Origin of the sequence: Cnuibacter physcomitrellae, assembly GCF_014640535.1 — a bacterium.
GTDB classification, from domain to species: domain Bacteria; phylum Actinomycetota; class Actinomycetes; order Actinomycetales; family Microbacteriaceae; genus Cnuibacter; species Cnuibacter physcomitrellae.
Genome location: NZ_BMHD01000001.1, coordinates 2,641,713 through 2,655,137, shown reverse-complemented (window position 1 = coordinate 2,655,137; position 13,425 = coordinate 2,641,713). Strand labels below are relative to the sequence as shown.

The window sequence follows — 13,425 nt, the reverse complement described above, 5'->3', positions numbered from 1 at the left end:
GGTGTTGCTAAATTGAGTGGATGGCCTTCCGCGACGCTCTCATCTCCACCCCGAAGGGCCGGCGCTCGCGCGAGTCGATCCTGCGTGCCGCCGCCTCGCGGTTCGAGACCGACGGCTTCGAACGCGCGACGGTGCGAGCCATCGCGAAGGACGCGGCCATCGACCCGGCGATGATCATCCGCTACTTCGGCAGCAAGGAGGGCCTGTTCCTCGCGGCCACGACCATCGAGCTCGACCTGCCCCGGATGGAGTCCGTCCCGCAGGCCGACCTCGGCCACGCTCTCGCGCGGCACGCGGTGTCGTTGTGGGATGGCGAGACCCCGGGTCGGGCGCTGCGCATCCTGCTGAGGGCATCAGCGCAGGATGCGGACGCCGCCGCTCGTGTGCGGTCGGTCTTCGCCGCGCAGGTGCTGCCCCTCCTCCCGCGCGGGCTCGCGGACTCGGCTCTGCGGGCGAGCCTCATCACGTCGCAGATCCTCGGCTACGCGTTCGGCCGCTACGTGATCGGCCTCGAGCCGCTCGTCCACCTGGACGCGGAGGAGGCGGCCCGCCGCCTCGGCGCCTCCCTCCAGTCCGTCCTCGACGCCGCCTGAACGGCGCCGGCGTCCGCGCGATCGGCAGGGTCACGAGCGGGGGCGCGATCCGCGCGGCGACGCATCGCCGACCAGGCGGGGCGCGAGCCGGGCCAGTGCGGCCCGGACGGACGATCACGGAGCGTTGTCGTCCCGGTCGCGCTTCCCTGGCGGGTGGGGCGGGCGGTAGCATCGGGCCATGCGCGCCCTGGTCTCCTCGTGGTGGTGGCTGCAGTAGCAGCCGGGTGACGCATGTTCGCGGGCTGCATGGCAGTCCGCAGGCCCGCGGTCCCTCCGTGCAGCCCTCTCCTCAGAAGGGGCTTCTCGATGGACTCATTCGCCGCGACGCAGGCCAGGATGGCCGACCTGGACGACCGCATCCGGGCCGATCCTGCACGCTTCCGCGTCCTCACCGGAGAGCGGCCGACGGGACGCCTCCACCTCGGCCACTACTTCGGGACGTTGGCGGGCCGGGTCCTGCTGCAGGATCGCGGCGTCGAGGTCTTCCTCGTGCTCGCCGACTACCAGGTCATCACCGACCGCAACACCTCCCGCGACGTCGTCGCGAACGTGCATGAGGCGGTCCTCGACTATCTGGCCGCGGGGCTCGATCCCGCCGCGACGACGATCTTCCCGCACTCGGCCGTGCCGTCTCTCAACCAGCTCCTGCTCCCCTTCCTGAGCCTCGTGACGGAGGCCGAGCTGCACCGCAACCCGACGGTGAAGGCCGAGACGGCAGCGTCCGGGCGCGCCCTGAGCGGGCTCATGCTGACGTACCCCGTGCACCAGGCCGCCGACATCCTGTTCTGCAAGGGCAACCTCGTGCCGGTCGGGAAGGACAACCTCCCCCACATCGAGATGACGCGCACCATCGCGCGGCGGTTCACCGAGCGCTACGGCGCGCTGTTCCCCGAGCCGGAGCCGCTCGTGACCGCGTCACCCGAGGTGCCCGGCGTGGACGGGATGAAAATGTCGAAGAGCCGCGGCAACGCGATCGCCCTCGGGATGACGGAGGACGAGACGGCCGCGGTCATCCGGCGCGCGAAGACCGACGGAGAACGCCGCATCACCTTCGACCCCGTGGCGCGCCCGGGCGTCTCCGCGCTCCTGACCACGGCGTCGCTCTGCACGATGACTCCGCCGGAGGTGATCGCGGACGAGATCGGCGACCGGGGCAGCAGCGAGCTCAAACGCGTGACGACGGATGCGGTGAACGCCCGATTCGCGGACCACCGTCGGCGCAGATCCGAGCTGGCTGCCGACCCCGGCGTGATCGACGAGGTGCTGACCGCGGGCATCGAGCGCGCGAACGCGATCGCCGACCGCACCCTCGACGAGGTCCGCGAGCGCATGGGCATGCGCTACCTCGCGCGGGCGTGACGCCCCCGGCTCCGCCGCTCGAGACGACGGCGCTGAGTGACGGATGTGACAGTCGTGGCGACCTCCAGGCGCGGGAAGCCGCCGCGAGTGTCAGATCCGCACGCCGTGGGCCGGGCGCGGAGGCCTCCCCACCCCGGGGTTTGTCCACCTTTCCGTCGCGAAAACCGCGTTTCGCGACGGAAACTTGGACAAAGCCGGGGGTCGAGTGCGGGCGCAGGGGTTCACGTCGAGGAATGCGCGGCACTCGACGTCGCCAGCGAGTGCGGGGCGGGCGGTCCGGATGTGACAGTCGTAGCGACCTCCCGGCGCGGGAAGCCGCCATGAGTGTCAGATCCGCACCGCGTGCCAGTGACGACCCGGATGGGGCACTCGTCACGACCTCAGGCGTGCGACCATGCCACATCCGCGCGTCATGCGGAGAAGCGCCCGCTCGGCGGCCTCCCCTCCCCGGGGTTTGTCCACCTTTCCGTTCCGAAAACCGCGTTTCGCGACGGAAAGGTGGACAAAGCCGCCCCTCGCCCGTCAGAGGGAGGTGGCGAGGGCGGCGAGGGCGCGGTCGGGGGTGCCGAAGCGGTGGGCGGTGATGGAGACGGCCTGCTCGCGGAGGAAGGGGAGCAGCTCGAGGCGGCCCGACTCCGTGACGGGGCCCGCCCACACCGCGACGTCGGGGCGGCCGGAGGTGACCGCGACGATGTCGGCGGCGTCCGCATCCGAGCCGAGGAGGCGGATGCGCGCGGGCGGCGTCGTGCGGAGCGACGCAAGCCACTGCTCGGCCGACTCCACGCGGACGGTCAGGTCAGACTGGCCGGAGAGGACGGACGCGAGCGCCGGGGTCGCGACGCTCACCGTCGCGCCCGACCCGCTGAGGAGCGCGGCCGCGACCACGCGCACGAGGTCGGCGGGCGCGGCGGTCTCGCCGGCGCGCACCACGATCGAGGGTGCGGGCCGGTAGCGGAACACGTTGTGCTCCGCCTCGAGGCCCGACACGTCGGAGCCCGATCCGAACCGGTCGCGCCAGGCGATCGCGTCGCTCTGCACGGCACGGCGCACCGACTCGCGCGCCGCCTCGTCGAGCGCCGACGCAGCACCGTCCACCAGACGCGAGACCGGAGCCGACACCGCGGCAGAGGCCACCCCGACAGCAGCTGACGGAACCCACGACCCGAGCCCGACGAGGTAGTTCGGCCCGCCGGCCTTGCCGCCTGCGCCGACGGCCGAGCGCTTCCACCCGCCGAACGGCTGGCGGCGCACGATCGCGCCCGTGATGCCCCGGTTGACGTACAGGTTGCCCGCCTCGATGCGGTCGAGCCACGTGGTGATCTCACCGCGGTCGAGCGAGTGCAGGCCCGAGGTGAGGCCGTAGTCGACCTCATTGACGATGTCGATCGCCTCGTCGAGCGTGGCGGCGGTCATGATCCCGAGGATCGGGCCGAAGTACTCGGTGCGGTGGAAGGCCGATCCACGCACGACGCCGTCGCGGACGCCGGGGCTCCACAGCGTGTCGGAGTCGTCGAGACGGCGCGGCTGGATGAGCCACTTCTCGCCCCGGCCGAGGGTGGTCAGTCCCTCCCGCAGCTTCGGACCGGGCGCCTCGATCAGCGGGCCCATGCGGGTGGCCGCGTCGGACGGCATCCCCACGGTGAGGGAGCCCACCGCGTCGAGCAGCTGCGAGCGGAACCGCGGCGAGGTCGCGACCGACCCGACGAGCACCACGAGCGACGCGGCCGAGCACTTCTGGCCGGCGTGCCCGAACGCGGAGGCGACGACGTCCTTCACCGCGAGGTCGAGGTCGGCCGAGGGCGTGACGATGATCGCGTTCTTGCCGCTGGTCTCCGCGAGCAGCGGCAGGTCGGGCCGGAACGAACGGAACAGCGACGCCGTCTCGAACGCGCCCGTGAGGATCACGCGGTCGACCGACGGATGCGACACGAGCTGGCGACCCAGCGCATCCTCGTCGACGTCGACCAGCCGCAGCACCTCGCGCGGCACGCCGGCCGACCAGAGCGCCTCGGCGACGAGGGCCCCGCAGCGAGCGGAGAGCCCGGCGGGCTTGAACAGCACGGCGGATCCCGCCGCGAGCGCGGCGAGCGCGGAGCCGGCGGGGATCGCGACCGGGAAGTTCCAGGGCGGGGTGACCAGGGTGAGGCCGGCCGGCACGAAGGACGCGCCGTCGACCGACTCCAGCTCGAGGCCGAGCTCGGCGTAGTAGTGGGCGAAGTCGACCGCCTCCGACACCTCGGGGTCGGCCTGGTCGAGGGTCTTCCCCGCCTCCGACGCCATCACCTCGAGGAGCTCGGCACGACGCCGCTCGAGCTCGTCGCCCGCGCGGTGCAGGATGCGGCCCCGCTCCTGGGCGCCCAGCGCGGCCCAGGCGAGACCGGCGTCGCGCGTGGCCGCGACGAGCGACTCGAGCTCGGGCTCGCTGCTCACCCGCGCCGCCGCGACGGTCGCGCGCCCGAGGTCGCTCGACGGCACGCGGGCGAGGATCTCGTCCGCCCACTCGCGGTTCGAGCGCACGGACGGGTCGGTGTCGGGGGTGTTCTCGAAGAGCCCGGGCTGCGGATGCGGCACCGCCGCGAACCGGTCGGCCACGCGGTGAGCCGGCGGGACCGTGTCGTCGAGATCGGCGAGCGAGGCGAGGAAGCGCCCGCGCTCCCGGGCGAACAGGTCGGCCCGGTCGTTGAGCTCGAACACCGCCGACATGAAGTTCTCCTGCGACGCACCCTCCTCGAGGCGTCGGATGAGGTAGGCGATCGCGACGTCGAACTCGGTCGGCGAGACCACGGGCGTGTAGAGCAGCAGCGATCCGACCTCGCGCTTCACCGCCTCCGCCTGGCCCTGCGCCATGCCGAGGAGCATCTCGATCTCGAGCCCGTCGCGCACACCACGCCGACCGGCGAGGATCCAGGCGTAGGCGAGGTCGAACAGGTTGTGGCCCGCGACGCCGAGACGCACGTTGCCGATGCGGGACGGATGCAGGGCGTACTCGAGCACGCGCTTGTAGTTGGTGTCGGTCTCCTGCTTCGTGTGCCAGGTCGCCAGCGGCCAGCCGTGCACCGACGCCTCGACCCGCTCCATCGGCAGGTTCGCGCCCTTCACCAGGCGCACCTTCACGCCCGCGCCGCCGGCGGCGCGGCGAGCGGCCGCCCAGGCCTGCAGGCGGATCATCGCGCCCAGCGCATCCGGCAGGTACGCCTGCAGCACGATGCCCGCCTCGAGCTGCGTGAACTCCGGGCGATCGAGGAGGGTGGTGAAGACGGCGATCGTGAGATCGAGGTCCTTGTACTCCTCCATGTCCAGGTTGATGAACTTCGCCGGGCGGCCCTGCGCCACCGGGCGCATCGCCTCGCGGAACAGCGGCAGCAGCTTCTCGACGACGTCGGCGACCGCCTCGTCGAACGCCCAGGGGGCGTGCGGGGCGACCGTCGACGAGACCTTGATCGACACGTAGTCGACGTCGTCGCGCGCGAGGAGGCGGACGGTGCCGCCGAGTCGGCGACCGGCCTCGCTGTCGCCGAGCACCGCCTCACCGAGGAGGTTCATGTTGAGGCGCGTGCCCGGCTTGCGGATGCGCGCGATCGCCGGGCCGAGCTTCGCATCCGTCGCGTCGATGACGAGATGACCGACCATGCGGCGCAGCACGCGCCGGGCGATCGGGACGACGATGCCGGGGAAGGCGGGCGCCAGAGCGCCACCCAGGCGGACGGCCGCGCGGAGGGGCAGCGGGAGGAACGCGGGCACGTCCGGGGCGATGCGCTGGAGGGCGCGGGCGGCGACCCGCAGGTCCTCGGGGCGGACCACGCCGTCGACGAAGCCCACGGTGAAGTCGAGGCCCTTCGGATCCGCGAGCACGCCGGCCAGGCGGGCGGCAGAGGCGTCGGCGGTGTGCTCGGCCGCCTCCGCGAGCCAGCGGCGGACGAGCGCCTCGACCTCGTCCGCGAGAGCCAGCCCGGACGCGGAGTCGGTGCCGGGCGCTGCCGACGCGGCGGCGCGTGCATCCGCGTCGGCGCCGGACGCGGAGTCGAGGGCGAGATCGGCGTCGGCGGGGCGCGAGGAGAGATCCGTCATGAGGTTCATGTTCGGCGATCAGAACGCTCAGGAAAAGCGACGCTTTGTGACGGATACCGATAAGCTGCGGTGATCGATCCAGAGGGGGCGCGCATGCTCGACGTCCGGAAGCTCGTCCTGCTCCGTGAGCTGGCGATCCGCGGCACGATCGCGGCCGCCGCCGAAGCCCTGAGCTTCAGCCCGTCCGCCGTCTCGCAGCAGCTCAGCGCCCTCGAGCGGGAGACCGGCGTCGAGCTCCTCCGCAAGGCGGGGCGCCGCGTGCAGCTCACCCCGCAGGCCGAGGTGCTCGTGGCCGCCACCGCCGAGCTGCTCGACACCCTCGAGCGCGCCGACGTCGCGATGCAGGCCTCCCTCGGCGAGGTGACCGGCACGATCCGCGTCGCCGTGTTCCAGTCGGCGGCGCTGACGCTGATGCCCGCCGCGCTCCGGGCGATGACGGAGGCGCATCCGGGCCTCCGCATCGAGATGGCGCAGCAGGAGCCCGGCCAGGCGCTCAGCGACACCTGGGCCCGCGAGTTCGACGTCGTCCTGGGCGAGGAGTACCCGGCGCACTCGGCGCCCTGGCTCAGCGGGCTCGAGCGGCACGACCTCACGTCCGACGCCGTGCAGCTCGCCCTGCCCGCGGAGGCGGAGTCCCCGCATCCGCTGGCCTCGCTCGACGACGCCCGCACCATGCCGTGGGTGATGGAGCCGCTCGGCACCGCGAGCCGGCACTTCGCCGAGCAGCTCTGCCGCGTCGCGGGCTTCGAGCCCGACGTGCGCTACGAGACCGCGGATCTGCAGACGCAGATCCGCCTCATCGAGACCGGCAATGCGGTCGGGTTCATGCCCGAGCTCGTGTGGTCGGGCAGGCCCACGACGTGCCGCATCCTCACCCCGCCGGGGGCGCCGCGGCGGACGATCTTCACGGCGCACCGTGCGTCAGCGTCGGGGTCGCCTGCGATCGCCGCACTGCGCGGGGCGCTGGAGGCATCGGCGGCCGCGTGGCGCGCATCGACGATGGTGCCGGATGCCGCCGGCGCCTCGACTCGCGCGTCCGCGGCAGCGGGCGTGTCGCCTCAGGTCAGCGACGCCTTGTAGATCGCGGCGATCGACGCCTCGAGGGTGGCGTGGAACTCCTGGTCGGTCTGGTGCACCGAGAGCCCGTCGAGGAGGGCGCGGCTGAAGCTCGCGATCAGGCCGTGGTTGCGCGCCAGGCGCTCATCCGCATCCTCGCGGCTGTAGCCGCCCGAGAGGGCGACGACCCGGGCGACGTTCCGATGCGCGATGAGGTCGGCGTAGAAGTCGTCGACCGAGGGGATGGAGATCTTCACCGCGACCTTCCGGTCGCCGAGTCCGGCGAGGTGTTCGAGGATGCGCGCCTTGAGCTGCTCCTCGGCCGCCGCCTTGTCGGGGGCGTGGATGTCGACCTCGGGCTCGAGGATGGGCAGCAGTCCTGCGTCGAGCACTGTGCTCGCGAGGTCGAACTGCTGGTCGACGATCTGCGCGATCCCGCCCTCGTCGGCGGCGTGGATGACGGAGCGCTCCTTCGTGCCGAGCGCCCCCGCGGCCTTGGCTCGGCCCAGCAGGTCGCCGAGATCGGGGATGTCGCGCATCAGCTGCACGCCATCGGCCTCATCGCGGAGGCCCTTGTCGATCTTGAGGATGGGCACGATGCCCTTCGTGGCCCACAGCCACTCGGCGACGCCCTTGCCCTCGATCTCGCGGCCCAGGGTGTCCTCGAACAGGATCGCGGCGAGGATGCGCTCCGAGGTGAACGCCGGGTCGGTCATGATGCGGACGCGTTCGGCGTGGATGAGGTCGAACATCTGCTCGTCACCCGAGTACTCGGAGGGCTCGATGCCGTAGAGCTGCAGCGCCTTCGGCGAGCTCCCGCCGCTCTGGTCGAGCGCGGCCAGGAAGCCGCGGCCCGTCTCGAAGCGGCTGAGCATGGTGTCGTGGATGGTGGTGTCGTCGGTCACGCGTCACGCCTTTCGTCCGGGTGGCCCGCCTGGGGGAGCGGGCGTGTGCCGACCCGCCAGGGCCGAGCCTAGGCTCCGCCCGGCGGCGGCACCAGAGTGCGGATGCGGCGGCTGGTGGGTCCGAGCGGGACTCCGTGCCGAGCGTCAGGCGAGCTCGGCGGCGATCGCGGCGGCGGCGGCGCGCAGCCGCTCGCCGATCCGCTCGATGTCGGTGTCGTGGTGCACGTACACCACGGCGACCGCGGCGGGCGGGCGACCGCCCACGACGATGGGAGCGGCGACCGAGGCTAGTCCGGCGATGACCTCGTCGTGGCTCGTCGCGTAGCCGGCGGGCAGCGCGCGGTGGGTCGGGGCGTCCGCGATCGCGGGACGCCCCGCCGCCGGCATCGCCATCTGGATCGCCAGTCCGGGCGCCCCCGCCTCGAGCGAGTGCCTCGTGCCGGGCCGCTGGGCGACCGCGGCGTGCAGGTGCCGCGGCTCGACGCTCACCAGCGTCGTCACGATGTCGTCGCCGTCGAGCACCACGACGAAGGCGGTCATGCCCAGCTCGTTCGCCACGGCGGTGAGCTCGGGCAGCGCCGCGGACTGCAGGTCGCGCGCCACCGAGCGGGCGAGCGCGGCGAGTCGGGCGCCGAGCTCGAGCGCGCCCGCGGAGTTGCGCACCACGAGCCCGTGCTCCTCGAGCGTGCGCACGATCCGGTACACGATCGAGCGGTGCAGCCCGAGCCGGGTGGCGAGCTCGGCGATCGTGAGCGGACGCTCCGCCTCCGCCAGAAGCTCGAGCGCCTGGATCCCGCGCGAGAGCGTCTGCGACGACGACCCGCCCGCGGTCCGGCCCTCGTCGCTCATGCCCCCATCCTCCCATCGCCCGCCGCTCCGACGGGATGGACCCCCTCCGTGCATCGGGTGACCTCATTCCGGTCGCCCCCATCCGTCACTTTCCGCTAGTCCAGGGCCCGCGCACTATCCGAAAGTGACGGATGGGGGCGGCCGACGGAGACGTGCGGCCCCGGCTCAGGCGCGGGCGATAGCCTGACGGCGAGCCCGCCCCGCCGCTGCGCCCCGAGGAGGACCCGTGTTCCGGTCACCGCTGACCCTGTACCGCACCGTCGCGATCGCCGAGGCGGTGTCGTGGACGCTGCTGATCGCCGGGCTCGTGCTCCGCGCCACCGTCGGACTCGACGTCGCCGTGAGCATCGGGGGTGGCATCCACGGGTTCGTCGTGCTCGCCTACGCGGCGACGACCGTGCTCGTGGCGAAGAACCAGCACTGGACGGCGCGCCCGACGATCCTCGCGCTCATCGCCACGGTCGTGCCCTACGCCACGGTCCCGCTCGAGCTGTGGCTGCACCGCAGCGGACGCCTCGCCGGCCCGTGGCGCACCGCGCCCGCCCCTGCGCCCGGCGACCCCCGCGACCGCACGTGGCACGATCGCGCCTTCCGCGCGGCGATCGGGCACCCGCTCCTCCTCGGCGGCGGCCTCGTCGCGGTGGTCGCACTCGCCTTCGCGGTGCTCCTCGTGCTCGGGCCGCCCGTCCCGAAGGCCTGACGGCCGCGGTGAGAGGACGCCCGTCACGGAACATGCGCAGGTCCCCCGATATACGCGGGGGACTTGCCGTATTCCGTGACGAGCGTGCCGTTCCGGGCCCGAGAGACCACGAATGACCATGCGACATCATGGAGAGAGCGATCCCGCTCGCCATCGACCACCCTGGAGGACGCCGACCGTGCCATCGTCTCGCCCGAACACCCGCGCTCTCGCCTGGAGCGGCGCGGTGATCGCCGCCGCGATCCTGACGGGATGCTCATCCCCCGCCGCCTCCGACCCGAGCGCGGCGACCCCCGCCCCGACGCCGTCCCCATCGAGCACGCCGTCGCCCGCCCCCTCGAGCACGTCGACGGGCTCGTCCGCCGGCGGCGACTACGAGGCCTTCTGCGACGCCAACCGCGCGGCGGCGGCCGCCAAGGTGGGCACGGTGGGTGAGGACATCGTGGCCGGGAACGCTCAGCTCGAGGCGATCCGCGCGATCCTCCCCCTCCAGGGCGTGAGCGCGGAGATCGCCGCCGGAGCGCAGGTGTTCGAGGCGTCCGCCGTGGAGACCCTCGGCATCCTGGCGCAGTTCCCGTCCGACAGCCTCGTCTCCGACGTCGGCCTCGACCCGAGGTTCCTCGAGTCGGACGCGCTCCGCAACGCGGCCTCGGACCCGAACTACCAGGCCTTCATCGGCTGGACCATCCAGACCTGCGGCATCGGCGGCTGACCTCGGGGACGATGCCCCGACTCGACCCGCGCGGTGACGATTGGATAAGGTAACCCTTACCTAACCGACCTCGCCCGTCGAAAGGCCGTCCCGTCATGCCCGCGCGCTCCTCCCATCGTCGTCTCACCCTCGTCGCCGCCGTCCTCGGCGCGGCCGTGGTGCTCTCCGGATGCTCGGCGCAGGCGGACGCGGAACCCACGGCGACGGCGGGAGCGACCCATGAGGTGACGCACGCCCGCGGCACCACGGCGGTCCCGGACCAGCCGGAGCGGGTCGTCACGCTCGAGCCGCTCGAGCTCGACACCGCCGTGGCCGCGGGCATCACACCCGTCGGCGCGGCCGTCGCGAACACCACCACCGGCGTTCCCGCCTACCTCGGCGTCGACGGTGTGGAGCCGGTCGGCACCGTCAGCGAGCCCGACCTCGAGGCCATCGCCGCCCTGAAGCCCGACCTCATCCTCGGCACCGAGTCCCGTCACTCGGGGCTCTACGACCAGCTCAGCGCCATCGCGCCGACCGTGTTCATCGCGACGCAGGCGGATCCGTGGCGCGACAACGCCGAGCTCATCGGCGAGGCCCTGGGTCGCGCCGACGAGGTGAAGGCGGCCGTCACCGCCGTCGACACCCGCTGCGACGAGGTGGAGGGCGCCCACGACCTCGCCGGGAAGACGGCCGAGATGATCCGACCGCGCGACGAGACGACGCTGAGCCTCTACGGGCCGGTGTCGTTCGCCGGGAGCCTCCTCGAGTGCGTGGGCTACACCATCCCCGAGCACGACTGGGCCGACGGACTGCAGGCCGACATCTCGCCCGAGAACATCGCCTCGGCCACCGCGGATGCGGTCTTCGTGACCACCTCGGACGTCGACGACCCGTCGACCATGCCCGCCGCCATCACGCAGAACGCCGCCGCCTTCCCGACCGTGACCCTCGTCGACTCGAGCACGTGGGTCGCCGGAGTCGGACCGAAGGGCGCCCAGTCGGTGCTCGACGACATCGAGGGCTTCCTGAAGTCGGGTCGATGACGACCGAGGCGGTCGCCGACCCCACACGACCCGGATCCACACGACCCGGATCCGCACGACCCGGACCGACGCGACCCCGGCCCGTGCGGCTCGGCAGGACCGCCGTCGGCGCCCTCGTGCTCGCGGCGGTCCTCGCCGCGGCGATCGCCCTCTCGCTCATGATCGGCGCCAACCCGCTGCCCTGGTCGACCGTCTGGGAGAGCCTGCGCGGCGCGGGCACACCCGACTCCGACTACATCGTGCTGGGCCTGCGCCTGCCGCGCACGGTCGCCGGGATCGTCGCGGGGAGCGCCCTGGGCGTGGCCGGGGCGCTCATGCAGTCGTTCTCGCGCAATCCGCTCGCCGACCCCGGCATCCTGGGTGTGAACGCGGGGGCGGCCTTCGCCGTGGCCCTCACGGTCACCCTCGTCGGCGCGCACTCGCCGCTGCTCCTGGTCTGGCCCGCCTTCCTCGGCGCCCTCGTGGTGACGATCGCCGTGGCCGTCGTGGGTTCGTCGGGACGCGGCCCGGCCGACCCGCTCCGCCTCACCCTCGCCGGCGTCGCCGTGGGCGCGGTCCTCTCGGGCATCACCTCCGGGATGATGCTCAGCGACCCCGACGCCTTCGACTCGATGCGCGGCTGGAACGCCGGATCCCTGCTCGGACGCACCCTCGACGTCGTGCTCCCGGTCGTGCCCTTCATCCTCGCCGGACTGCTCCTCGCGTTCGTGCTCGGCCGCCCCCTCAACGCCCTCGCGCTCGGCGACGACCTCGCGCGGGCGCAGGGCATCCCCGTCGGCGCCGTGCGGGTGGCGTCGATCGTCGCGGTGACCCTCCTCGCCGGGGCGGCTACCGCGCTGGTCGGGCCGCTCTCGTTCGTCGGGCTCATGGTGCCGCACGTCGTGCGCTGGATCGTCGGACCCGATCAGCGCCGCATCCTGCCGCTCAGCGCTCTCGCCGCCCCCGTCGTGGTGCTGCTGGCGGATGTGCTGGGTCGCGTCGTCATCGCCCCCGCTGAGGTGCCCGCGGGCATCGTCACCGCGTTCGTGGGCGCGCCCGTGCTCATCGTGCTGGCCCGGCGACGGAAGGCGAGCGCGCTGTGACGGGCATCGACGTGGGGTACCGCAGGCTGGAGCTGCGGATGGGTCCGGTCCGCATCCCGCTGCGTGTCCGCAGCGTCGTGGTGGGTGCGGCGGCCCTGGTCGCGGTGCTCGTGCTCACCGTGCTCTCGCTGGGGTGGGGGACGTACACGGTCGCGCCCGACGCGGTGATCCGCGCGCTCCTCGGATCGGGGGACGCGATGGACACCACGGTGGTCGTCGGCTGGCGCCTCCCCCGCACGCTCGCCGCCGTCTCGATCGGAGCGCTCCTGGCCATCGCGGGCGCGCTGTTCCAGACGGTGACACGCAATCCGCTCGCGAGCCCCGACATCCTCGGCCTGTCGAACGGCGCGTTCACCGGGATGCTCGTCACCCTCGTGCTCGTCTCGGCGTCGTGGCCCGCGCGGGCCGTAGGCGCGCTCGTCGGCTGCCTCGCCGCCTCCGCCGTGATCTGGCTGCTCGCGTCTCGCGGCGGCGTGCAGGGGTTCAGGCTCATCGTCGTCGGGATCGGCGTCTCGGCGATGCTCGCCTCGCTCAACACGTGGATGCTGCTGCAGATCGAGCTGGAGACCGCGATGTTCGCGTCCAGCTGGGGTCAGGGCTCGCTGAACGGCGTGACGGGGGACGCCCTCGCCGGCGTGCTCGCCTGCGTGACGCCGTTCGCCGTCGCCGCGTTCGCCCTCGTCCCGGCGCTGCGGCAGATCGAGCTGGGCGACGACGTGGCGGCGGCGAGCGGGGTGCGCCCTCCTCTCGTCCGCGCGCTCGCTCTCCTCGTGGGGGTCGTGCTCGTCGCGGCGACGACCGCCATCGCCGGGCCGGTGGCGTTCGTCGCGCTGGCGGCGCCGCAGATCGCACGTCGCCTCGCCGGGTCGCCGACGCTGTCGCTCGCGCTCTCGGCCGTGGTGGGCTCGCTGCTGCTCCTCGCCTCCGACCTGGTGGCCCAGCACCTGCTGCCCGTCCCCCTGCCCGTCGGCGTCGTCACCGTCTCCGTCGGCGGCCTCTACCTCATCGTCGTGATCGTCTCGGAGATCCGTCATCGTGTCTGAAGCATCCGCATCCACCCCAGTAGCGTCTTCCGC

Annotated in this window: 11 protein-coding genes; 8 read left to right on the top strand and 3 right to left on the bottom strand. The window is 73.0% G+C overall.

Annotated elements, in window-relative coordinates:
* Window positions 1–20: 20 nt before the first annotated feature.
* Window positions 21–593, top strand: a complete 573-nt coding sequence (locus tag IEX69_RS12510) for a TetR/AcrR family transcriptional regulator (RefSeq protein WP_085017665.1) — start codon at window positions 21–23, stop codon at window positions 591–593.
* 306 nt (window positions 594–899) lie between these two features.
* A complete protein-coding gene (trpS, locus tag IEX69_RS12505) occupies window positions 900–1,952 on the top strand; it encodes a tryptophan--tRNA ligase (protein ID WP_085017664.1) in 1,053 nt (350 codons plus the stop codon).
* 522 nt (window positions 1,953–2,474) lie between these two features.
* Here the strand turns inward: trpS and IEX69_RS12500 are convergent.
* Window positions 2,475–6,020, bottom strand: coding sequence for a bifunctional proline dehydrogenase/L-glutamate gamma-semialdehyde dehydrogenase (locus IEX69_RS12500; RefSeq protein ID WP_085021235.1), 3,546 nt, complete (start codon window positions 6,018–6,020; stop codon window positions 2,475–2,477).
* Window positions 6,021–6,113: 93 nt separating this feature from the next.
* Here IEX69_RS12500 and IEX69_RS12495 point away from each other — a divergent pair, with 93 nt between their 5' ends.
* On the top strand, window positions 6,114–7,100 hold the full coding sequence (locus IEX69_RS12495; RefSeq protein ID WP_085017663.1) for a LysR family transcriptional regulator: 987 nt from the start codon (window positions 6,114–6,116) through the stop codon (window positions 7,098–7,100).
* Here IEX69_RS12495 and IEX69_RS12490 read toward each other — a convergent pair.
* Both IEX69_RS12490 and IEX69_RS12485 read right to left on the bottom strand, forming a co-directional pair.
* On the bottom strand, window positions 7,079–7,981 hold the full coding sequence (locus tag IEX69_RS12490; RefSeq protein ID WP_229756338.1) for a fructose bisphosphate aldolase: 903 nt from the start codon (window positions 7,979–7,981) through the stop codon (window positions 7,079–7,081). The genes IEX69_RS12495 and IEX69_RS12490 overlap by 22 nt on opposite strands.
* A 144-nt stretch (window positions 7,982–8,125) precedes the next feature.
* A complete protein-coding gene (locus IEX69_RS12485; protein ID WP_085017662.1) occupies window positions 8,126–8,830 on the bottom strand; it encodes an IclR family transcriptional regulator in 705 nt (234 codons plus the stop codon).
* Window positions 8,831–9,056: 226 nt separating this feature from the next.
* Here IEX69_RS12485 and IEX69_RS12480 point away from each other — a divergent pair, with 226 nt between their 5' ends.
* The 5 genes from IEX69_RS12480 (at window position 9,057) to IEX69_RS12460 (ending at window position 13,392) form a co-directional block, all read left to right on the top strand.
* Window positions 9,057–9,530, top strand: coding sequence for a DUF3817 domain-containing protein (locus IEX69_RS12480; protein WP_085017661.1), 474 nt, complete (start codon window positions 9,057–9,059; stop codon window positions 9,528–9,530).
* A 178-nt stretch (window positions 9,531–9,708) separates the two neighbouring features.
* The gene (locus IEX69_RS12475; protein WP_157127042.1) at window positions 9,709–10,242 is read left to right on the top strand and encodes a hypothetical protein; all 534 of its coding nucleotides are present in this window, start codon (window positions 9,709–9,711) and stop codon (window positions 10,240–10,242) included.
* Between the two features lie 95 nt (window positions 10,243–10,337).
* Complete coding sequence (locus IEX69_RS12470) at window positions 10,338–11,267, top strand: ABC transporter substrate-binding protein (protein ID WP_085017659.1); 930 nt, start codon at window positions 10,338–10,340, stop codon at window positions 11,265–11,267.
* Window positions 11,264–12,349, top strand: coding sequence for a FecCD family ABC transporter permease (locus IEX69_RS12465; protein WP_085017658.1), 1,086 nt, complete (start codon window positions 11,264–11,266; stop codon window positions 12,347–12,349). The genes IEX69_RS12470 and IEX69_RS12465 overlap by 4 nt, the downstream gene beginning before the upstream one ends.
* Window positions 12,346–13,392, top strand: coding sequence for a FecCD family ABC transporter permease (locus tag IEX69_RS12460; RefSeq protein ID WP_085017657.1), 1,047 nt, complete (start codon window positions 12,346–12,348; stop codon window positions 13,390–13,392). Before IEX69_RS12465 ends, IEX69_RS12460 begins: the two co-directional genes overlap by 4 nt.
* Window positions 13,393–13,425: the final 33 nt, after the last annotated feature.